Annotated in this window: 22 protein-coding genes; 18 read left to right on the forward strand and 4 right to left on the reverse strand. The window is 40.3% G+C overall.

The features are described from left to right. Positions 1–83: 83 nt before the first annotated feature. The 13 genes from IGI42_RS22255 to IGI42_RS22315 all read left to right on the forward strand — a co-directional run bounded on the left by IGI42_RS22255 (position 84) and on the right by IGI42_RS22315 (position 11,902). Positions 84–791 (forward strand): DUF4405 domain-containing protein, encoded by a 708-nt coding sequence (locus tag IGI42_RS22255; protein WP_438718255.1) that lies wholly within the window; start codon positions 84–86, stop codon positions 789–791. A 47-nt stretch (positions 792–838) separates the two neighbouring features. After that, entirely contained in the window at positions 839–1,255 is a 417-nt protein-coding gene (locus tag IGI42_RS22260; protein WP_438718256.1) for a hypothetical protein, read from the forward strand. Positions 1,256–1,267: 12 nt separating this feature from the next. Further along, positions 1,268–2,044, forward strand: coding sequence for an alpha/beta hydrolase (locus tag IGI42_RS22265; protein WP_438718258.1), 777 nt, complete (start codon positions 1,268–1,270; stop codon positions 2,042–2,044). Positions 2,045–2,215: 171 nt separating this feature from the next. Continuing rightward, on the forward strand, positions 2,216–2,452 hold the full coding sequence (locus IGI42_RS22270) for a type II toxin-antitoxin system RelB/DinJ family antitoxin (RefSeq protein WP_438718259.1): 237 nt from the start codon (positions 2,216–2,218) through the stop codon (positions 2,450–2,452). Positions 2,453–2,752: 300 nt separating this feature from the next. Then, positions 2,753–3,772, forward strand: coding sequence for an AraC family transcriptional regulator (locus tag IGI42_RS22275; RefSeq protein ID WP_438718260.1), 1,020 nt, complete (start codon positions 2,753–2,755; stop codon positions 3,770–3,772). Positions 3,773–4,024: 252 nt separating this feature from the next. Further along, entirely contained in the window at positions 4,025–4,945 is a 921-nt protein-coding gene (ttdA, locus tag IGI42_RS22280) for a L(+)-tartrate dehydratase subunit alpha (protein ID WP_438718261.1), read from the forward strand. Continuing rightward, the gene (gene ttdB, locus IGI42_RS22285) at positions 4,945–5,556 is read left to right on the forward strand and encodes a L(+)-tartrate dehydratase subunit beta (protein ID WP_438718262.1); all 612 of its coding nucleotides are present in this window, start codon (positions 4,945–4,947) and stop codon (positions 5,554–5,556) included. The genes ttdA and ttdB overlap by 1 nt, the downstream gene beginning before the upstream one ends. 70 nt (positions 5,557–5,626) lie before the next feature. After that, complete coding sequence (locus IGI42_RS22290) at positions 5,627–6,898, forward strand: SLC13 family permease (RefSeq protein WP_438718263.1); 1,272 nt, start codon at positions 5,627–5,629, stop codon at positions 6,896–6,898. A gap of 69 nt (positions 6,899–6,967) precedes the next feature. After that, entirely contained in the window at positions 6,968–8,365 is a 1,398-nt protein-coding gene (locus IGI42_RS22295; RefSeq protein WP_438718264.1) for a pyruvate carboxylase subunit B, read from the forward strand. Positions 8,366–8,373: 8 nt separating this feature from the next. Continuing rightward, positions 8,374–8,658, forward strand: a complete 285-nt coding sequence (locus IGI42_RS22300) for an OadG family protein (RefSeq protein ID WP_438718265.1) — start codon at positions 8,374–8,376, stop codon at positions 8,656–8,658. Between the two features lie 13 nt (positions 8,659–8,671). Further along, positions 8,672–9,001, forward strand: coding sequence for a biotin/lipoyl-containing protein (locus tag IGI42_RS22305; protein ID WP_438718266.1), 330 nt, complete (start codon positions 8,672–8,674; stop codon positions 8,999–9,001). A gap of 15 nt (positions 9,002–9,016) precedes the next feature. Next, positions 9,017–10,147: a sodium ion-translocating decarboxylase subunit beta gene (locus IGI42_RS22310; RefSeq protein WP_438718267.1), complete on the forward strand. Its 1,131-nt coding sequence runs from the start codon at positions 9,017–9,019 to the stop codon at positions 10,145–10,147. 474 nt (positions 10,148–10,621) lie between these two features. After that, a complete protein-coding gene (locus IGI42_RS22315) occupies positions 10,622–11,902 on the forward strand; it encodes a DUF1576 domain-containing protein (protein ID WP_438718268.1) in 1,281 nt (426 codons plus the stop codon). 156 nt (positions 11,903–12,058) lie between these two features. On the opposite strand, the gene IGI42_RS22320 is transcribed toward IGI42_RS22315, so the two are convergent. Continuing rightward, on the reverse strand, positions 12,059–12,715 hold the full coding sequence (locus IGI42_RS22320; RefSeq protein ID WP_438718269.1) for a CPBP family intramembrane glutamic endopeptidase: 657 nt from the start codon (positions 12,713–12,715) through the stop codon (positions 12,059–12,061). A gap of 122 nt (positions 12,716–12,837) precedes the next feature. Here IGI42_RS22320 and IGI42_RS22325 point away from each other — a divergent pair, with 122 nt between their 5' ends. Further along, on the forward strand, positions 12,838–13,689 hold the full coding sequence (locus tag IGI42_RS22325; protein WP_438718270.1) for an arginase family protein: 852 nt from the start codon (positions 12,838–12,840) through the stop codon (positions 13,687–13,689). Positions 13,690–13,749: 60 nt separating this feature from the next. Here IGI42_RS22325 and IGI42_RS22330 read toward each other — a convergent pair whose 3' ends face one another. Next, positions 13,750–14,322 (reverse strand): DUF3267 domain-containing protein, encoded by a 573-nt coding sequence (locus tag IGI42_RS22330; RefSeq protein WP_438718272.1) that lies wholly within the window; start codon positions 14,320–14,322, stop codon positions 13,750–13,752. Between the two features lie 130 nt (positions 14,323–14,452). Beyond that, positions 14,453–15,127 (reverse strand): lysostaphin resistance A-like protein, encoded by a 675-nt coding sequence (locus IGI42_RS22335; RefSeq protein WP_438718273.1) that lies wholly within the window; start codon positions 15,125–15,127, stop codon positions 14,453–14,455. Between the two features lie 168 nt (positions 15,128–15,295). Here IGI42_RS22335 and IGI42_RS22340 point away from each other — a divergent pair, with 168 nt between their 5' ends. The 4 genes from IGI42_RS22340 (at position 15,296) to IGI42_RS22355 (ending at position 19,075) form a co-directional block, all read left to right on the forward strand. Continuing rightward, positions 15,296–16,216: an ABC transporter ATP-binding protein gene (locus IGI42_RS22340; protein ID WP_438718274.1), complete on the forward strand. Its 921-nt coding sequence runs from the start codon at positions 15,296–15,298 to the stop codon at positions 16,214–16,216. Further along, the gene (locus IGI42_RS22345; RefSeq protein WP_438718275.1) at positions 16,200–17,807 is read left to right on the forward strand and encodes an ABC transporter permease; all 1,608 of its coding nucleotides are present in this window, start codon (positions 16,200–16,202) and stop codon (positions 17,805–17,807) included. The genes IGI42_RS22340 and IGI42_RS22345 overlap by 17 nt, the downstream gene beginning before the upstream one ends. Position 17,808: 1 nt before the next feature. Further along, positions 17,809–18,447 carry a TetR/AcrR family transcriptional regulator gene (locus tag IGI42_RS22350; RefSeq protein ID WP_438718276.1) on the forward strand — a complete coding sequence of 213 codons (639 nt, stop codon included), beginning with the start codon at positions 17,809–17,811 and terminating at the stop codon, positions 18,445–18,447. Positions 18,448–18,709: 262 nt separating this feature from the next. Next, positions 18,710–19,075, forward strand: a complete 366-nt coding sequence (locus IGI42_RS22355; RefSeq protein WP_438718277.1) for a hypothetical protein — start codon at positions 18,710–18,712, stop codon at positions 19,073–19,075. Positions 19,076–19,123: 48 nt separating this feature from the next. On the opposite strand, the gene IGI42_RS22360 is transcribed toward IGI42_RS22355, so the two are convergent. After that, the gene (locus IGI42_RS22360; protein WP_438718278.1) at positions 19,124–20,884 is read right to left on the reverse strand and encodes a putative polysaccharide biosynthesis protein; all 1,761 of its coding nucleotides are present in this window, start codon (positions 20,882–20,884) and stop codon (positions 19,124–19,126) included. Positions 20,885–20,936: the final 52 nt, after the last annotated feature.

Below are 20,936 nucleotides of genomic sequence, written 5' to 3' on the forward strand. Positions count from 1 at the left end.
CTGTACACTAGGTGTATGAAAAGAATACTGGCTAATTGCTAATACGTATGAATCCAGCAGTTGGACTAATTGGAGGAAAGAAGATGACGAACCGAAGAAAATGTCAAATTTTAATTGATATGGCGATGACGGTGATGCTGCCGGTATTGATGGCCTATTCCTTAGTGGGGGAGGAGCCTCATGAATGGGTAGGGGTGGCAATGTTTGCGGCTTTTGTGATTCATAATGTGATGAATCGCCAGTGGTATAAAGGCTTGACTCGTGGAAAATATAATGCAGTTAGAAAGACTCAGGTAATTGTAAATGTGGCGTTGTTTGTTTTAATTCTGGCAATGATGCTTAGTGGGATTGCGATGTCCCGTCATGTATTTACTTTTTTACCTTTTGATTTCAGTATAAGTTTGGCTCGCTTGGTTCATTTGGCAGCGGCTTACTGGTTCTATGTGATGACTTCAGTGCATCTAGGGCTTCATTGGACGACTATGATGGGGATCTCTAAGAAAATGTTCAAGTTAAAAAGATCTCAGATGCGTAAAAATGTGCTAAGAGTACTTACCTTAGTGATTGCTGGCCTTGGTTTGTATGAATTTATTACGAGAAATTTCTTATTATATATGTTTTTACGGACGGAGTTTGTTTTTATCGATTTCTCAGAACCATTATGGCATTTTTTCTTGTCCTATTTTGCTATTATGGGTTTGTTTGTAGCGGTCGGGCATTATGGTTTGATGTTGGTGAAAAAGATTCCTACTAAGAAAAGAACACGTTCTGTTAATAAATTAGCGGATTAGCCTAAAATAATTTGTGTAATCATTGAAATGAAGGGAGGGAAAAAGGCATGAACAAGAAAATATGGAAAGTAAAACGTGCTCAGATGTTTTTTCAAATCGGTGACACACTGAATGAAGTAATGATTGAACCGGAATTTTTTGAAAAAAAACTGAAGCACTGCTGTCTAAAGAGTCCATTACTCTTTACAAAAGAGCTGGAAAATCATTACTATTTTTCGGAATCGCTGGAACTAATCATCGATGATGAAACGAAGTGTTATTCTTCGGTGGGGGATATTTGTTACTTTCCTGATTGGCAGTGTCTGGGTATTAATTTGGAAGATGAAGATTGTACTTTATGTATTCCTCGCTATAAAATTGGCAAGCTTAAGGGTAATTTTCGCCAAATTCAATCTCTGACTCCCGAAGAGGAAGCACAATTGTACTGGCAATACACCTTAGAGCCACCAAACCAGAAGGACTAGAGGGTAAATTGCATGAGAAGAAAATTTACTGGAGGGCTGACTGTCTTAGTGGTGGTGAGTGGCTTAATGATCAGTTTATTGAATCAGGAATCCGTTAACGAAGATCCTGTCGCTGAAAATTCAACAACAGTTCCACAAATAAAAACAAAAGATTCAACTGAGCCAGTGATACTTAGCGAGGATCAACGTGGTTCATTAGAAACTATTTCGTATCAAACAGCTTTCGAAGATGTAAGCTACGATAAGTCGGCGCAAATTTATTTGCCGGCGGGTTATGAAGAAAATTCCCACCAGCAATATGATGTGTTGTATTTACTACATGGACATACCATAGATTATCAAGATTTTTTGACGGATCGTGATACTGGGGAAGACTCAGCGATTAAGGAAATGCTGGATCGGCTGATTGCTGCTGACGAAATCAAGCCATTGATTGTGGTATCTCCAACGTATTATCCAGATCGAAGCATGATTGAAAGTAGCTGGAGCGCAGATGATCCCTTGAATTTGCGTTTTGCTACAGAGGAACTGTCCAACGACTTAATCCCGACTGTTGAAGAAACTTATCGTACATATGCTAACTCGGTCAGTAGGGCTGATTTAGAAGCTTCGCGTCAACACCGGGCTTTTGCGGGATTTTCGATGGGAGCGATCACGACTTGGTATGTTTTTGAACACCAGTTAACCCTCTTTTCCAAATTTATCCCGATGGCTGGTGATAGTTGGACGGTTCAATCTAGTGGAGGTAGTGGGGCACCAGCAGAAACGGCGGAGAAGCTGGCTCAGTAGAGCTGTTTGGATAAATCATGGCTTTAGTCAAAGTAAATCACGTATTATATAATTTCAATAGAATAACACTCCCGTTAAATTATTCGAATAAATTGACCTAGTAAGTGTATACACTCGTACACGCGCAGAGAGCTTTGTGTTAAAATGTGGGTATAAGGATGGTGAATTATTATGGCAACAATTAGAGTTGATGATAATGTGAAAAAAGAGGCTGATCGAATGTTTGATGAAATCGGCTTGAACACTTCGGTGGCGGTAAAAATGTTTCTAACCAAATTTATAAAAACTGGCAAATTCCCTTTTGAGATCGAAATCATAGACAACAAAGGAAGGGATGAAGCAAAACACACACTTTCTGAAGCAACGGATTTGGTTGAACCCTCTGATACAGTTGATGATAAAAATTGATGCTGAAAAAGGCAAATCAAGATCAAGCATTAGCAGCTCTTGATTTGTCTTTTTCTCTGCTTTTCAATCCACACACGTCCAATATCCTTTATAAAACTGAACAGGTATGAAAAAAAGGGAATTGATCCTGTCGAGTAAACTTATCCTGATTTCAAAGAGTCAAAAAAATATTTCCAAATAATTGCGTTAAATTTGCTATACTGTACTTATTAGAATTGTTCCAAAGAGGGAATGAGTAAATAATGAGATCAACCATCGAATAACACATCGCATATTATGAAGTAAGGATAGGGTGAAGAAATGGAAAGTCGCAAAGAATACAGGTTTGATGCTGTCGCTATTTCCTATGATCAGCTAGTTTATAAAATCGGCAGTTATCATTACAATTGGCACGATGAGATTGAGATTTTGTGGTTATTGACGGGCAAGATTGAAGTCAATGTAGATGGAGAGACGTTCTCACTGGAACAAGATGATCTTATCGTCATTAATTCCAACAGTGGTCATGCGACGTTTGCGACAGTACCTGATAGCATTGCCATGAGATTATACATATCCCCTAATTTTTTCTCTTCTCAGGGCTTTGATTTGTCAAAGGGACGCTTTGAAATGAACGCTAGTCAGGAAAGAATGAATCCGCAATTTGCTTCATTAAGAAAAGATTTAGCCAAATTACAGTTATTGTCAGCGGATAATTTTTCCAACCAGCTTAGTCATAATGCGCTGCTGTTTAGGATTGCTGAAAAGCTGCTTAATTTTTTTGTGGTGAATGAAAAAAAATCCAAAGGCTACACGGTGGGGCAAAAGCGCAACTTCTTGGATCAGGCAATTCAATATATTGAAGAGAATTTTAAAATGGAGCTTACTTTAGAACTGCTGGCTCAACAATGCAATTATTCTACGTCCTATTTATCAAAAATATTTAAAACGGAGTTAGGGATTAATTTTTATGAATATTTGACTAGGTGCCGTTTGCAGCATGCCGTTCGTGCGTTGACCATGACAGAGGACAAGATCGCATCCATCGCTTACGATAATGGCTTTAGTGATGTGAAGGCGTTTAATAAAATGTTCAAAAAACATTTTGGGATGACTCCTTCTGAGTACCGCAAACAGGTTAGCCCAGATCTTCAGGAAATCGACCGTACCTTCAAAGTTGATTTAGATGAAGCGGAACGTGCAGCAATTGAAGCACAACTTTTGAATTATCAGGATCCTCAGCAAGTAACGAGCAATAACCCATGTTTAGTATGTATGAGTAAAGACTACGAGCAGAAATATGAGGAGCTAGTTAGCAATATCCGCAAGATGGTTCAATAAAAAATAGAGAAGATTAATTTTAGAGGAATCACAAAAAAGTGGTTACCTCTTTTTTGTGCCCGAAATAATTGAAAGCGAATACAAAAGCTGTAGAACAAGCAGATGCTAGGGGAACTTTCTTGCTTGTCTGGCGAAAAATCAACGACATATATCATGTTCATCGGATCACAAATGACGTTGACATAAGAAAGAATTGGATAGATTGAAGGGGTTTTTCGGGCAATAATAGAAAAAAAGCAAGGAGGAACCACCATGAGATATACCTATGAAGAAAAAGTATTATCTTCCGAAGCACAAAAAATGCGGGATATTCTGGTTGAATATATCGCAGTAGTAGGAAGACGGTTACCAGATGATGTAACAAAAAAATTGGAGGAGTTATCAAAAATTGAAGTAGATCCGCTGCAGCAGCTGGTTTACGATACGATGAAGGAAAACCAACTGTTGGCAGAAGAATTAAACCGTCCCAGCTGTCAAGATACTGGCGCCTTACAATTTTTTGTAAAATGCGGGACCAAATTTCCATTATTAAGTGAACTAAACGATATTTTGAAAGAAGCAGTCTATCTAGCGACCAAAAAAGCGCCATTGCGCCATAATGCGGTTCAGACGTTTGACGAATACAATACTGGCTTGAATATCGGCACAGGACTGCCGACTGTTTACACAGAAATTGATGGGGACAGTGACTCTTTAGAAATGTATGTGTACATGGCTGGTGGGGGCTGCAGTTTACCAGGGGCCGCTAAAGTATTGATGCCTGGTGAAGGATATGAAGGCGTCGTCAGATTTGTGATGGATCAAATGACCAGTTACGGGATCAACGCCTGTCCACCGCTTCTAGTAGGAATCGGTATTGGAACCTCTGTTGAGACAGCAGCACTAAATTCAAAATTAGCTTTAATGCGAGAAGTAGATAGTGTCAGTCCGAACGAAAACGCAGCTAAAATGGAAAGTCTGCTAGAAGAAGGAATTGATAACATTGGCTTAGGACCTCAAGGATTCGGTGGGAAGAAGTCAGTCATGGGGGTAAATATTATCAACACCGGTAGACATCCATCGGTTATTGGAGTAGCCGTTAATGTAGGCTGTTGGTCTCATCGCCGGGGGAAAATTATTTTTGATAAAGAGTTAAACTATCAGTTACCATTACACGAAGGAGTGGAGCTATAATGAAAGAATTTCACTTAAAAACACCGGTTAGCGCCGAAGATATTAAAGACATTCGAATTGGTGACATTGTTTACTTAGAAGGAACACTCGTGACCTGTCGTGACGTAGCGCATCGGCGCGTAGTAGAAGAGGGGCGTCCACTGCCAGTGGATGTAAAGGATAAAGCCATTTTACATGCGGGGCCGATTGTGAAAGATCATGGCGATAATAATTATGAAATGATTTCGGTTGGACCAACAACGAGTATGCGGATGGAAAAATTTGAAGAAGCCTTTATTAAGGAGACTGGGGTTCGGTTGATTGTCGGAAAAGGCGGCATGGGCAAAGGAACTGAAAAGGGCTGTAAAGACTATCAGGCACTTCATCTCGTTTATCCTGCTGGTAACGCTGTTTACGCCGCAGAAAAAGTGGAGCGAATTGTTGATGCACAATGGAAAGACTTAGGAATGCCAGAAACCTTGTGGGTAAACGATGTTAAAAATTATGGTCCGCTGATTGTTTCGATTGATACACAAGGCAATAACTTATTTGAAAATAATAAGGTGGAATTTAACCGACGAAAAGAAGCAGAAATTGCTCGTATAAGTAAAGAAGTTGGATTTATCAAATAAAATATGGAGGTTGCGCTAGCAACCTCCCAGCTTCATAATACCTAATACACAATTGAAAAGGGGTACTGAAATGAGTCCTGCTATAATTACGTTACTATTTTTAGCTTTTGCGATTATTATGTTTGTAACTGAAAAAATACCTTTAGCTCTAACTTCTATGATTGTTTGTATTGGCTTGATTTTGACAAAAGTATTGGAACCAAAAGAAGCCTTTAATGGATTTGTTAATACCAATGTCATTTTGTTTGTTGCGATGTTTGTGGTGGGCGGTGCTTTATTTGAGACTGGTATGGCCAATAAAATCGGTGGTGTTGTTTCCAAATTTGCGAAATCTGAACGTCAACTGATCGTGGCTATCATGGTGATTACCGGTGTCATGTCGGGTTTCTTGTCTAACACTGGAACAGCAGCAGTTTTGATCCCCGTTGTTATCGGGATCGCATCAAAATCAGGCTATTCCCGTTCAAGATTATTGATGCCGTTAGCCTTTGCGGCGGCAATGGGCGGCAATCTTTCGCTAATTGGAGCTCCCGGGAATTTGATCGCCCAATCGGCTTTACAAGATATGGGCTTGAGCTTTGGCTTCTTTGAATTTGGCTATGTAGGAATTCCTATTTTGATCATCGGTATCATTTTCTTCGCATTGGTTGGCTATCGCTTTTTACCCAAGGATACTCAATTGGAGGATGATGGCGCTTTCTCTGAAGAGGATACGGATTTCTCACATGTACCAAAGTGGAAACAAACCTTGTCACTAATCATTTTGATTATGACGATATTAGGTATGATCTTCGAGAATCAAACAGGAATTCCGTTGTACGTTGCCGGTTGTGTAGGGGCGATTTTACTGGTCCTATTTAAAGTAATCACAGAAAAAGAAGCCTACAAAGCAATTGATATGCAAACAATTTTCTTGTTTGGCGGAACGCTTGCCTTGGCGAATGCACTAGAAGTGACTGGAGCAGGCGAACTAATTGCCGATGCAGTGATCGGTATGCTTGGGCAAAATGCCTCACCATTTGCTTTATTGACAGCGATCTTCCTGCTATCAGCTGTTTTAACCAATTTCATGTCCAATACTGCAACGACCGCGTTACTCGTTCCGATTAGTCTTTCGATTGCTACCGGTATGGGCGCAGACCCACGAGCGGTATTAATGGCTACGGTTATTGGCGGCTCATGTGCCTATGCGACACCGATTGGTATGCCAGCGAACACCATGGTGTTATCACCGGGCGGCTACAAATTCATGGATTATGTAAAGGCTGGATTACCGTTAATCGTTGTTTCTACTATTGTAAGTTTAGTTTTACTGCCTATATTATTTCCGTTTTACCCTTAAGTGACAAGCTAAAGCCTCCTTTATTTAACAAGGAGGCTTTGACTTTCAGAAAAGCGAAAGGACGATACGATGAACGTTCAAATTACTGACACAATATTACGTGATGCGCACCAAAGTTTGATGGCTACCCGAATGTCAATGGAAGACATGGAGCCCATCTTACCTTTACTGGATCAAATTGGTTATGCTTCGTTGGAATGCTGGGGAGGAGCAACCTTTGATGCCTGTATTCGTTTTTTACAAGAAGACCCCTGGGAAAGACTCAGAAAGATCAAACGTTTAGCACCTAATACACCACTGCAAATGCTGATTCGGGGCCAAAATTTATTAGGCTATCGCCATTATGCCGACGACGTGGTGGAACGATTTATTCAATTATCAGCAGAAAACGGTGTTGATGTTTTTCGTATTTTTGATGCCTTAAATGACCCTAGAAACTTGGAAACAGCGGTAAAAGCAGTAAAAGATACCGGTAAAGAAGCCCAGTTAGCAATTGCTTATACAATCAGTGATGTACATACAATTGATTATTATCAGCAGCTAGGACGAAAATTTGCCGAGATGGGTGCCGATTCCCTTTGTATCAAGGATATGGCGGGGATTTTGACCCCTAACAAATGTCGTCAATTGGTCAAACGATTAAAACAAGTGACGGGATTGCCAATTATTGTACACACACATTGTACAAGTGGTATCGCTCAATTGACCTATCAAGCGGCCATCGAAGCAGGAGCTGATCGCATCGATACTGCGTTATCACCATTTAGTGAAGGAACCAGTCAACCAGCTACTGAATCGATGGCTTTAAGCTTGAAAGAAGATGGGTATGACGTCTCTTTGGATGTACAAAAGCTGGAGGAAGCGGCTAATTACTTTCGTGAGGTTAAGGATCGCTATTTAGAAAACGGCTTGCTAGATCCGAAGATGCTTACACCCGATCCACGAGCACTGATTTATCAAGTGCCAGGCGGTATGCTGTCAAATATGTATTCACAATTAAAGCAGGCAAATGCGACAGACCGTTATGAGGAAGTATTGAAGGAAGTCCCTGAGGTACGAAAGGATTTAGGTTTTCCACCATTAGTGACCCCCTTAAGTCAGATGGTTGGAACCCAAGCGGCCATGAATATTTTAACCGGTGAGCGGTACAAAATGGTTTCTAACGAAGTTAAATCTTATCTATTGGGAGAATATGGCAAGTCGCCGGTTCGGATCGATGAAGCATTTATTCAATCCATTGTTGGGGAACACCCCCGCATAGATGATCGCCCAGCAAATCACCTTGATGCTGAGCTTGAAAAGTTAAAAACGGAGATCGGTTCTTTAGCCAAAAATGATGAAGATGTACTGACTTATGCGTTATTTCCGCAGGTTGGAAAAACCTTCTTAGAGGAGAAGTATTCATTGGCGGCTGCCAAGAATGATGTGAATGAGATTGTAAAAATATTTGGCTATACGAGAGGATAAATGAGGGTATGGAACATACGTTGACGGATTCATTAAGCTTAACCATCGTGGCGATGTCAATCGTCTTTCTTCTACTGACAGGACTGATGGTCTTAATGGAATTAACTGCAAAATTTGTTAAAAAAATAGAAAAACAACCAGCAGAAAAGTTGGCAACGACTACGAAAGTGTCTAGTAACCTGACTGCTACAGCAGAGTTAGAACGAGTCGCTATGCTGTGTGCTTTAGCGAAAGCTTCAGAAGACGAATCAGGCAAACATTATCAAATTGAAAAAATCCAACGAGTAAGATAAGGAGTGTTTTTGAATGAAGCAATACGAGATTACGGTAGACGGTCAAGTGTACCAAGTATCATTAAAAGAAATTAGCGCACAGGAAGCAACAGCTGCCAAAACCAATCCGGTACCCAAGCCTGCTAAAGGTTCAGGTAAAGAAATACCGGCACCTATGGCTGGCAATATCTTATCTATAAATGTAAAAATAGGTGATACAGTATCTACTGGTGATACGTTGGTTGTGCTTGAGGCGATGAAAATGGAAAATGAAATTGTATCTCCAATCGATGGGGTTGTTTCTGAGATTATGGTTGAAACAAATCAAACGGTTGAATCGGGGCAATTACTGATTCTACTATAAAGATGGAGGAAAACTATGTTAGAGATAGTAAATCAAATGATCGAAACATCGGGTTTTGCCAACCTTACATTTAACAATCTATTTATGATTTTACTCGCTTGTTTTTTCCTGTACTTAGGAATTAGAAAACAGTACGAACCTTATCTGATGGTTCCAATTGCGTTTGGTATTTTACTGGTTAATTTGCCGTTGGCTGGATTAATGAATGAAGCGGCCAACAATAGTCCCGGGGGATTACTTTATTATTTATACCAAGGAACGAATTTGGGGATTTATCCGCCTTTAATCTTTCTTTGTTTAGGTGCTTCCACCGATTTTGGTCCATTGATTGCTAACCCGAAAACAATTTTGCTAGGTGGGGCTGCGCAATTTGGGATTTTTGCTGCCTTTTTCCTAGCTACAGCGTTAGGAATGACACCGACAGAATCTGGAGCGATAGGGATCATCGGAGGAGCAGATGGACCAACCGCCATTTTTGTAACTACTCGTTTGGCGCCGCATTTATTATCCGCAATTGCTTTGGCCGCTTATTCCTATATGGCGTTGGTTCCAATTATTCAACCGCCAATTATCCGCTTGCTGACCACTGAAAAGGAACGCAAAGTAGAAATGGTTCAAACTAGAACGGTCTCACCTACCGAAAAAATCTTGTTCCCGATCGTTACCACAATATTTGTAAGTCTACTTGTACCTAGTGCGACCACACTCATTGGTTGCCTGATGCTAGGAAATTTGATCAAAGAAATCAAGATTGTTCCAAAATTAACAGAGACACTACAAAATTCACTGATGTATATTGTAACGATCTTGTTAGGTGTTACGGTGGGGGCAAAAGCCGATGGGGATTTATTCTTATCCCCTACCACATTAAAAATTATTATTTTAGGTTTACTGGCTTTTGCGATCGGAACAACTTCTGGAGTATTGCTTGGCAAAGTCATGTACAAGCTTTCAGGCGGGAAAATAAATCCAATGATTGGTGCAGCGGGCGTTTCGGCTGTTCCGATGGCTGCTCGAGTGGTCCAAAAAGAAGGGCAAAAAGAAAATCCAGGGAATTATCTTTTAATGCATGCCATGGGACCTAATGTAGCGGGTGTTATTGGATCAGCTGTGGCTGCCGGAGTACTACTAGCATTTTTTAGTTAAATTAGAAGCTGAGGAGTATAAGATTCAACTCCTTAGCTTCTAATTGTGAATTTGACTACTTATTTCTGTGGGAGGGGTGAAAGCATTCAGCGCTGTTAAACTTTTCATCATTTAGCTTTTTTTAAGATTTTGAAATTTTGCAGTGTTCTTTAAGTGTTTTTTTATATACATTTGCTTACCAACCTTTTATAATTAAAATGAGATTAAAATTAAGTGATATTATAGAAACTTTGAGTCCGGAAAAGGTAGATATCTGACAGTCGAAAAAAGCAGATGACCACAATAAAATCGTTATTTACTGACAACAACTATTCAGTAATAGAGGTGTAGGTGGTAAAAGATTGTAAGGCAAATTGTCTTGGACTCGTTTTTATTCAATGAGAACAGGAGGGAGTATGTCGATTTTAAAGCGATTAGCTTAAATTGAGTTGTTGATGTGAATTGGTGCCTCTTTGATTTAGAAAAGGAGACAAAATGAAAAATATAAGTATGACTAAGAAGAATGATGCAGCATGGGTGCAGCAACAAGGATATCTTTTCCTTTTCTGCCTAAGTCTTTGTTTTATTGGCATTAGCCTAGCGATTAGTTCACCCAAAGAAATGATTACCGGACTTAACACGATTCTTTTTTCTCCCGCAGTATTACTTACTGACTATTCTGTCGTAGGTAATAATGGTAGCGCTTTTTTTAATAGTGGTTTTTTGATGCTTTTTTGCACGTTTTTGCTAAAAATTCACCGCCGAAAATTTTGCGAAGAAATGATCTCGGCTGTTTTTGCTTTAGGCGGTTATGCCTTTTTCGGGAAAAATATTTATTGCTTGTTACCGATTATCTTGGGCACCTTTCTCTATGCAAAAATTAGAAAGGAACCGTTTTCGGAGTATATTTTGGTGGGCTTCTTCGGCGGTGCTTTATCTCCGGTAATTGGTCACGTTTCATTCTCTTTAGGGATTGAAGCGCCTTATAATTTTATGTTGGCTTATGTATTAGGTGCGCTAATTGGCTTTGTTTTACCGCCGCTTACCACTCACTTTTTCCACTTTCATAAAGGAAACAGCCTGTATTCTGTTGGGTTTGCTTCGGGAATTGTGGGCATTATTTTGCTGAATATTTTTAAAGTATTTAGTGTAGAACCGACAGCGATTCCAATGACGTTGGTGGCCGATAGCCGCTTTTTCCAATTTTGTTTGGTAGCTATTTTGTCGTTTATTCTGATCTTAGGTTTGATTATTGAAGGATTTGATCTTTCTGAGATAAGAAAGTTTTCAAGAGAAGATGGCCATCGGGTGAGTAACCAGCTGACTCATTGTGGCTTTGGCATGATCCTATTAAATATGGCTTTTGTCGGTTTTCTTTTAGTTGCAGTACTTTCTCTCATGCAAATACCGATTAATGGCATTTTATTTGGGACAACCTTAGCAGTAGTAGGTTATAGTGCTCGAGGTATGAATGTAAAAAGTATTGTTCCTATCCTTTTAGGAGCAGGATTGATTTTGTTCTTGGTACCAGATTATTCAGTGGATCGGATTGAGGTAATAATGGCATTGCTTTTTAGTATTGGGTTATCACCGATTACGACAAATCATGGCTGGCTTTGGGGATTTATTGCAGGGATGTTCCACTTGATTGTTGCGCCTGCTATCTGTGGGTTCCATGGGGGCTTAAGCTTGTATAATTCTGGATTAGCTAGTGGATTGATTGCCGGGTTTCTTGCTCCTATAATTGATATTGCGAAACAAAAAAAGCGGTTGTAACAGAAGTGTTTAGCTACGAGAAATAAGCCGCATAATCCAAAAATAGCTTCATATTTTTGCGATTATGCGGCTTATTTCGTAAAAGAGCTACTTCAGTCACACCGATTATTCGGTTTTCAGTGGCTGTGGCGTTTAATGTCACAGCCACGTAATTTTTTACATAAAAAACACTATGACAAGCGCCGGCAATAAATTATTCAAGGCATGGGTCAACATCGACATTTCAATTCGACGAGTTTTGTAATAAACAAAGGCCATCGTCAAAGCCAAACTAGCATAGGTGAAAAAGCTGATAAAATCAGTCGGCACATGCACCACGGTAAAGAGCACAGAAGAGAAAACAAAAGCCAGAATTGGATATTTGCGGAAAAAGAATTTAAAGAAAAATCCGCGAAAAACTAATTCTTCCAAGACTGGTGCCATCACTACCATCGCAAAGAACATTAAAACCGGTGAAGCTTGTGTCGACAAAGCTTGCAGCGCCTGGTCATTTTCGGTGGCCTGCAAGTTGGCAAACAAGGCTAAGAACATCACGAAAACCCGCAGGAAAATCCCGCCGCCAACTGCCCAACCAATAGAAGAACTTAATTTTTTGGCTTTTCCTAAATAGGAGGAGCCGTTAGTTGTCCAAATATTGTTCTTTTTTGCTATCAAGGCAAAGACAACTAGCAATACCAGTAAAGTTACTCCTCCAATGAAAACATGCTTGGTTCCCGCCAACATGACTACTGTTAAGGGGATAGTTCCAAATAATATTAGTAATATCAAAAGAACAATTCGTAAAAATAAGTTCATCTGTCTATTTTCTTCCAACGTTTCAACACTCCAATCTTATTGTTCGATATACTTAATTGTACCAGAAAGATAAGATTTTTCGGTGAAGGAAAGATTGTGAAGGAATTATATGGGAAAAACTCGATAAGGAGAAACTAATTATGACTCACACGATTCGTTTGAAAATCCCTCAATGGCAGGGAGGAAATAACCCAACTTATTCACTGGGTTCCGAATTATTGTCTTGGCTAGTACCTAAAAATGATCAACAAAAGGAAGTTGACGTACCGATTCCTATTTTTGAAGCGCCGTTGGAAAAGGAAAATGGTGTCACCGCTCAAAGTATCGTTGCTGCGAATGTCGATCGTACTGCCGAAGTGATTGCCGAAGAAAATCCCGACAAGATCATCACGTTAGGCGGCGACTGTCTAGTTTCTCAGGCACCTTTTGATTATTTGCACGGTAAGTATGGCTCTGATCTAGGGATCATCTGGCTTGATGCTCATCCTGATATTTCGACGCCGGAGATTTTTTACAATGAGCATGCGATGGTTCTGGGTAATTTGTTGGGACAGGGCGATCCAGTATTAGCCGAAAAGGTACAGCATCCTTTTGATGCAGCATCAGTTTTGTATGTAGGTTTGCAGCAGCCCTCGCCGGATGAGCACGTTCTTCTAGATGAGATGGGAATGGACTATCAGGTGCAGACAGAAAAAATGATCACACCTGATGAAGTAAAAGCTTGGTTGAAAAAGAATGGCTTTACCAAAGCAGTCGTTCATTTTGATCTGGATGTTTTGGACCCGAAAGAGTTTCGAATGTTGTATTTTGCGGAACCAAGTGTTGAGGAGTATGGTGTAGCTGGCGGTAAAATGACTTTGGACCAAGTGAAGGAAATTATACTGGCGATTGCGGAGCAAAGTGAGGTTGTAGGTTTGACGATTGCCGAGCTTTTACCGTGGGATGTAAAAAATTTACAAAAACTGTTCAATGATTTTGAGATATTTTTCTAATAATCACAAAGAAATCCTACCAGCATGATGTGGCATGATTTCTTTGTGTAGATAAATTTTTTATTTTACTTGGTCAAAAACAACATATCCTGCTTTTGTAGGATGATCGATGATTTGTGCATTTTTTTCTTCTTTTGATACCTTTGAAATGATTAGCAGATCTCCACCGGCTGCCGTGAAGTTTACCAGTGCAATCAGCAAAGTAACGGTACTGGGAATAACCAATAATAACAAAAGACTAACTAGTCCTAAAATCATTAATGGCAAGACAGCACCAATTAAATAGGCTTTTTTCTTGAGTGGGGATTTACAGGCACAATAAGGCATCATAGAAGTGAAACCATAGTTTATCTGATTCCATTCTAATTTTCCTGCTAATACCCAGCCAAGCCCATGCAAAAACTCATGGATAATGACACTAACCACAATAATAAGTAAAAATACCAGAAAAAAACGCATCCCACCGATATCCATCAAAGAAGCACGCTTAGATAGAACAAATCGGAACCAAAATCCTATGACGACAATAAAAGGTAAGGCATACAAAAGGCCGACTATTGTCGCAGTTGTGCTTGAAAAAGTAACTTCTCTTTTTCCATGGCGGGTGTCTAAAAGCATCTTCTCAATAGTCATAGTTTATCCCCCCTGATTTTAATTAAGCAAATCATAGTAAGACGAGCGGTATCAGCCTGTGTTCAACCCGATTCTTCTAAATGGACTATTCTCTAATCTATCAATGATTGTGGGATTTGTTTATCCGTTACTATATCAAACCAAAACTAACAAAGATTGCTGGCAATATATTATTGATAAAATGGGTTAGTATTGACATTTCCATGCGGCGAGTTTTGAAGTAAACAAAGCCCATCACCAAAGCCAAACTACCATAAGTCACAAAGCTGATTAGATCAGTTGGCATATGAACCAGCGTAAACAACAAGGAAGAAAGCAGATAAGCGAAGATAGGTTTTTCTCGGAAAAAGAATTTAAAGACAAATCCGCGGAAGACAATTTCTTCAATGACTGGGGCCATGATGCCCATCGCAAAAAACATTAAGAGTCCAGAAGTTTCGCCAGCCATCGATTGTAGCGCTTGATCGTTGGCGGTATTCAAAGGAATAATCATATTTAATACAACTACCCATACCCGTAAAAAAATACCGGCACCAACGGCAATCCCGATAGAAGTGGACAGTTTCATGCCTCTGCCCATAAATGAACGTCCATCCTTTGTCAAAACCTTACTTTTTGCAGCAATAAACACGATCAGGCCCAATAAAACTAGCTGAACAGCTGCACCTACTAATACACCGGGTGTCCCTTCGATGAAGCTGGCAAACACGACAATAGTAGTAGGCATAAGGCCTAAAATCATTAGGATAACCCATAGTACGATACGAATAAATAAGTTCGGTTGATTTCTTTCAATTGTTTCCATGGTTCAACACCTCTTTCTATTTCACATTATAAGGAAGACTTTGCTAGAAAAGGGCAGTGTTTCACAAATAGTAGTTATTTCGTCCTAAACGGTCAAAAACGCATTGACTCACCGGTCAATGCCGCGGTATACTTGTATTGACCAAAGAGTCAATGAGAGGTGATTAAGATGCAAAAACCAATTATTCAATTGCAACAGGTGAAGAAACGTTTTGGTAAATTTGAGGCACTGAAGGATGTCAGCTTTGAATTAAATAAAGGTGAAGTAATGGGCTTTATTGGACCAAATGGCGCTGGAAAATCAACCACGATCCGAGTATTGTTAGGAATGCTAAAAAAGAATGGCGGCGAAGCAAAGATTTTTGGGAAGGATGTTTGGCAAGATGCAGTAGCAATCCATCGTCAAGTAGCTTATGTACCAGGGGACGTGAATTTATGGCCGAATTTAACTGGTGGTGAAATGATTGACTTACTATTACGCTTGAACCAGCAGAAGCGAAACCAAGAAACTGAGCGATTGATTGAGATATTTCATTTGGATACGAGTAAAAAGTCTCGAAATTATTCTAAGGGAAATCGTCAGAAGGTGGCGTTAATAGCGGCTTTGTCGCAGCCGGCGGAGCTATATATTTTTGATGAGCCCACTTCCGGCTTAGATCCATTGAACGAGCGAACCTTCCAAAAAGAGGTCCTGCGTTTACGTGAAGCGGGTAAAAGTGTGCTGTTATCTAGTCACATCTTATCTGAAGTTGAGAAAATGTGTGATCAAATTGCCATTATCCGTGAAGGTGAAATTATTGAACAGGGAAGCTTGAAGGAGTTAAGGCATTTGACTCGTTTGGAATTGACGGTGGAAACGATTGGAACCTTGGCTGAATTAACCCAGCGTACCGCCATTTATGATTTGAAGTTTGAGAATACGGAAAAAACAAAAGCGACGTTTACTTTAAATCAAGAGGAACTAGCAAACCTAATGATCTGGTTGAGTCAGAAGAAGCTGGTTTCAATTGTTAGCACACCGCCAACCTTAGAGGATTTGTTCCTGCATTACTATGGCAAGGAGGGGAGCGGCGATGGGCAAAGCAACTAGCTTTCTCTTTTTCTCGAATTTGAAGCAGAATCGGGTGTTATTGCTGGTTTGGACAATTATGCTGGTGGGTTTATTTGCTGGAATGGCCTTTTATTTTAACGATTTGTTTGGTACACAGGTTGAGATCGATTCGATTGCAAAAACAATGCAGTCGCCCGCAATGGTCAGCATGTTTGGCGCCTTTGAACCAGAGCTGATGAAGACAACAGCGGGGTTGATGGCAGCGATGTTGACCGTCTTTATGGGGATTTTTATGATCATTTTGAATATTCAATTGGCAGTTAATGGTAGTCGCAAGCAGGAGGACAGCGGCTTATTGGAATTGGTGCGCTCGCGAGCTGTGGGTCGTAATGTGCCGGCAGCCGCAAATGCTCTCCTGATTTTCTGCATTAATTTTGTTTTAGGTGTGTGCTACTTTGTTACACTACGCTTGGCTGGGCTTAATGATAGTAACTTGGCAGGAGATGCGGTGTTTGCGGCATTGCTGGCTAGTGTGGGCTGGATGTTTGGATGTCTTACTTTGCTGATGGCACAAATAGCCAATGATACTCGTCAGACGTATATGTTAAGTTATTTGATTTTTGCCGTGAGTTATTTGGCACGGATGATGACCGACGTAACCAATCCTGACTACTCGTGGTTTTCACCATTGGGTTGGTTAACCAAAGCTGATATATATAATGGAAATAACTGGTTTCCGATTGGGCTGATGATGACGGTAGCCGTAGTTTCAATAGGAGTGGCCTTGATTTTATCCAATCGACGAGATTTGGATCGCGGACTGCTGCCGCAACGAAATGGCCGACACACAGCTAGTAAATTATTGAGCACGCCGTTTGGTTTAGTTTTACGTTTAGAGCGAAATGTGATCATCGGCTGGGTGATCGGTTCGGTCGTTCTGGGGGCTGCCTATGGATCTGTTTTTAACAGTATTGGCGATATATTGAAAATCAATCCTACCTATGAACAAGTTTTAGGGGTAGATGCGATGAATACGGCAAACAAGACGATTATGCTGAACTACGTGAATATGCTAGCAGTGATTTTCTGTCTGACCTCGGTAATCTGTGGGGGAATAATTTTATACAATTTGAAACAGCATGAGGAAAAAGGCTATTTAGAAATTGTCCATACTAAGGCAGTTTCTCGCACGAAGTTGTTTATTAGCTATTATGCTGTTGCTGTCATTGCCGGTTTGCTTTGTTTGGCGGGCTCGATTTTGGGAATGGCAATTGCTGGAAATCTTACCTTAGACGAGCGTCTGGATGTTGGGTATTTTTGGCAAACCTTTGGGGTGAATAGTTTAGTCGTGCTGACATTTCTTGGACTTGCAGCGTTTCTAGTGGGATTTTTGCCGAAACTTTCCGCTTTTTTGTGGGGATATTTGATGGTAGGCTTTATCAGCTGCTACTTTTTACCACTATTGGACTTTTCCGATGAATGGGGGCAAATTTCTCCTCTTGGCTGGACGGACACAGTGCCAGTTGGTTCGCTTGCCACACACTGGCTGATTGCCATGATTATTCTCAGTATTTTGCTAACATTACTAGGAGTAATTGGGTATAATAAACGTGACGTGCAGGGGGGATAATGTGAAGGAAATTGTCAAAGATCCGAATAAAGAGCAGGCGATGATCGATGCCAGCATGGAGCTGTTTGGTGCTAAAGGCTTTTTGGGAACTAAAATGGAAGAAATTGCCAAAAAAGCTGGTGTATCCAAGGGCCTATTGTTCCATTATTTCGGTAGCAAAATAAATTTATACTTAGCCACATATGATTACACGCGAAATTTCTTTTACGGACTGGCAGAACTGGATGTGTGGACGACAGCAAGTGATTTCATTGAAATGGTGACCCGATCAACGCGCCATAAACTAGGATTACAAATCAAATACCCAATTGAATTTAATTTTCTCTTTTGCTGTTTAAGGGAGCAGCCCCAATTGCCTGATGAGGTGAAAAAAGCACTGGATGAAAAGTTGCAGGGGGAATACCAATTTACTATGGAGTTGATCGAGCCGGTGCTGGATCGGATGGAAATCAAAGAGCCCTTCACAAAGAAGGATGTTCTGCGAGTTCTTTATTATGTGGTTCAGGGAGAAACTGAAACGATTCAGACAGTCATGAACCAGCACCCAGAATGGACGACCATGGATCAGCTAGAGCCACTGATCGTACAGATGAAAAACTCGTTGGCAATGGTACAAATGGGATTCTTGAAAGAGAAGTAAATGAAGGAAACGAGAAAAGGTGAGGCTTATGAATGGGTGGATTTGCTGGATTTCTTACATGGGCTCGTAAAACACTAGTTGATCCAATCTCCTAGGAAAAACAGAACAGGAAATTTTTGACCGAGGAAAGTGTTCTCTCGGTTTTTTGTTTTTTAGCCGAAATCATCGGCTTAAATTTATTTTTTAATCATGCGTTATTCGTCCATGATATACTAAAGAAGAATTACCGATAGAATGAATTATTTTAAGAGGGGGAATAAAGATGATAAGAGCTGTCTTTTTCTTGCTTTACATGTTAGCTATAGTTGGACTGAACCGAAAAGCGAAACATGGGAAAATTGTAATTATTGTAGCTGGAATATTGATGCTGATTTTACTTGCTGTTTATTCATTTTACTTCCAGAATAACCTAACTGCTAAGGTTATTACTCAAATTTACCCATGGGTCCAGGTTTCATCTGTAGCCTTCTTTTTGCCTCTTGTATACGGTAGTTTGAGCATGGTAATAAGAGCCGCAGGCAATCAAAATCACAAATTGCTGATTTCTGTTGTTTATCTTTTAGCGGCATTTGTTGTTTTTTATATGTGGCATGTAGCCGTGGTAGCTTTGACCGTAGGCTTGGTCTAAATCAAAAAAACCTAGATCACATAAGCAATCTAGGAAATGAAAATCATATTAACGCATCCGCAAACGTCGACGAATGCCTTCTACCCGTGTACCTAACAATTTGTCGGCAATACGGGTTTTTAGTGCTAGCAGCATGTAAGTGAATCCGCCAAAAGCAGCGACGATCAAGATAATCAATAGCGATTGCGTCTTAGAATCAGGGCTCAAGAAAAGCTGACAACCCCATTTCACCAAGGTAGCAACAATTCCCATAACAACAGCCATACCCGCAATGTTCAAGATGGACTTAGCTGTTGCGCGCATCGGAAATCCTGTCACACCGTGAATTCGATCAAGAATAAATAGGACTGCTACCAATAATCCCATAAACGTTGCCAGTAAAGGACCATAAGCCTTAAATAGGAAAGTTAACGGCAGTTGAGCCATCAACTTCACCACAATGCCGATCAGTAAGAAACTTACGGCTTGTTTATTGCCATCCAAGCCCTGGAGCATTGTAGAGCACACCATGAATAATCCCATGATAATTCCTACGAAACAAGAGGCGGCTAGTAAACGTGCGGCTAAGGCATTTGGCTGATAGAACAACGTGTTCAAAGGATAAGCGAGCACCATCATGCCTACAGTTGCTGGCATCATCGCAAAAAAGAATAGCTGAAAGTTATTGGAAGCCAAACTAGCCAATCCGGTAAAGTCTTTTTTAGTGAATCGTTCAGTAATCAGCGGTAACCCGGCAGTTGCCATCGCAGTTCCAAGGGCGATAACTACCATTGTCAGCTTATCAGGATTCGGCGAGATGTAAGCGAATAACTCCGCATTTCGTTCTGCAGTATTGGTGGTTACCCATGCCATAATTTTCTCGAAAGAATATTGGTCAATTAGTTTAAAAATACTAATTCCACTGCCCACAATAATAAATGGCACGGCTTGCATTACCATTTGTGTGACTAGTTGGCGACCTGAAAAACTGATTTCATTTTTGCTTTCTCGTTCTAATTCACGATACATTGTTCGTTGCTTGAATAATGAGAATAACAGCACTGACATGGCAGCTATCACACCGATAAATGCCGCAAAGGTAGAATGGACTACTGCTGTTTTGTAGCTTCCTTGGTTGATCTGCATGATCAAATAAGCAGAAGCAAGCATATAAAATACCCGTGCAATTTGTTCAATAATTTGTGATAGAGCATACGGCTTCATGTCGCTGTTTCCTTGGAAGAACCCACGAATCACACTCATCATTGGAAAAATTAGTAATACAACACTTAACGAACGCATCACTGGAATTAAATCAGGATCACCTTGAGCCAGCAGTGGTGCTCCAAAGAACATGACGCCCGCAAAAACAATCCCGCCAACCAGCATGATCCGCAAGGTATAGAATAACAAGCGTTTACTTGTTTTAAATTCATTCATTGAATTGTAACGGGCTGTTTGTTTTGCTACGGCTGCTGGAATACCCGCTGTCGAAATCATCAGAAACAACGCATATACATTGTAACCCTTCCCATATAAAACATTGGCCGCATCTCCATGTGGCTGCATCCACATATACCAAGGAATCACGTAGACGGCACCAAGTAATCGAGAAAAAATATTGCCGATCGTTAACCAGACCGTGCTTTGGACCATTTTTTCCTGAGTAGTGGCTTGTTTTTTCTTTTGCGATTTGGGTGCTTCCTGTTGAGGTGCTTGTTGAGGTGGCTTTTTCAGTTCTTCTTTATGATAACGTGCCATCCGTGAAACCAGCGGCTTACCTTGATAAATTTTTGTTTCTAAGTCGTTGTAATCATTTTTTTCAGTCATTCTAACCAGCCTTCTCCAAAAAGATTCTTTCATATTTTACCTGTTATTGGCA

It is taken from the genome of Enterococcus sp. AZ109 (genome assembly GCF_051714625.1).
Taxonomy (GTDB): domain Bacteria; phylum Bacillota; class Bacilli; order Lactobacillales; family Enterococcaceae; genus Enterococcus_A.

What these genes read in the sequence shown, in the direction of transcription:
- IGI42_RS22255 (WP_438718255.1), top strand. Translation starts at nt 84, where the DNA reads ATGACGAACCGAAGAAAATGTCAAATTTTAATTGATATGGCGATGACG.
- IGI42_RS22330 (WP_438718272.1), bottom strand. Translation starts at nt 14,322, where the DNA reads ATGACTATTGAGAAGATGCTTTTAGACACCCGCCATGGAAAAAGAGAA.
- IGI42_RS22325 (WP_438718270.1), top strand. Translation starts at nt 12,838, where the DNA reads ATGACTCACACGATTCGTTTGAAAATCCCTCAATGGCAGGGAGGAAAT.
- IGI42_RS22335 (WP_438718273.1), bottom strand. Translation starts at nt 15,127, where the DNA reads ATGGAAACAATTGAAAGAAATCAACCGAACTTATTTATTCGTATCGTA.
- IGI42_RS22300 (WP_438718265.1), top strand. Translation starts at nt 8,374, where the DNA reads ATGGAACATACGTTGACGGATTCATTAAGCTTAACCATCGTGGCGATG.
- IGI42_RS22340 (WP_438718274.1), top strand. Translation starts at nt 15,296, where the DNA reads ATGCAAAAACCAATTATTCAATTGCAACAGGTGAAGAAACGTTTTGGT.
- IGI42_RS22355 (WP_438718277.1), top strand. Translation starts at nt 18,710, where the DNA reads ATGATAAGAGCTGTCTTTTTCTTGCTTTACATGTTAGCTATAGTTGGA.
- IGI42_RS22295 (WP_438718264.1), top strand. Translation starts at nt 6,968, where the DNA reads ATGAACGTTCAAATTACTGACACAATATTACGTGATGCGCACCAAAGT.
- IGI42_RS22270 (WP_438718259.1), top strand. Translation starts at nt 2,216, where the DNA reads ATGGCAACAATTAGAGTTGATGATAATGTGAAAAAAGAGGCTGATCGA.
- ttdB (WP_438718262.1), top strand. Translation starts at nt 4,945, where the DNA reads ATGAAAGAATTTCACTTAAAAACACCGGTTAGCGCCGAAGATATTAAA.
- IGI42_RS22345 (WP_438718275.1), top strand. Translation starts at nt 16,200, where the DNA reads ATGGGCAAAGCAACTAGCTTTCTCTTTTTCTCGAATTTGAAGCAGAAT.
- IGI42_RS22260 (WP_438718256.1), top strand. Translation starts at nt 839, where the DNA reads ATGAACAAGAAAATATGGAAAGTAAAACGTGCTCAGATGTTTTTTCAA.
- IGI42_RS22315 (WP_438718268.1), top strand. Translation starts at nt 10,622, where the DNA reads ATGAAAAATATAAGTATGACTAAGAAGAATGATGCAGCATGGGTGCAG.
- IGI42_RS22305 (WP_438718266.1), top strand. Translation starts at nt 8,672, where the DNA reads ATGAAGCAATACGAGATTACGGTAGACGGTCAAGTGTACCAAGTATCA.
- ttdA (WP_438718261.1), top strand. Translation starts at nt 4,025, where the DNA reads ATGAGATATACCTATGAAGAAAAAGTATTATCTTCCGAAGCACAAAAA.
- IGI42_RS22265 (WP_438718258.1), top strand. Translation starts at nt 1,268, where the DNA reads ATGAGAAGAAAATTTACTGGAGGGCTGACTGTCTTAGTGGTGGTGAGT.
- IGI42_RS22360 (WP_438718278.1), bottom strand. Translation starts at nt 20,884, where the DNA reads ATGACTGAAAAAAATGATTACAACGACTTAGAAACAAAAATTTATCAA.
- IGI42_RS22290 (WP_438718263.1), top strand. Translation starts at nt 5,627, where the DNA reads ATGAGTCCTGCTATAATTACGTTACTATTTTTAGCTTTTGCGATTATT.
- IGI42_RS22275 (WP_438718260.1), top strand. Translation starts at nt 2,753, where the DNA reads ATGGAAAGTCGCAAAGAATACAGGTTTGATGCTGTCGCTATTTCCTAT.
- IGI42_RS22310 (WP_438718267.1), top strand. Translation starts at nt 9,017, where the DNA reads ATGTTAGAGATAGTAAATCAAATGATCGAAACATCGGGTTTTGCCAAC.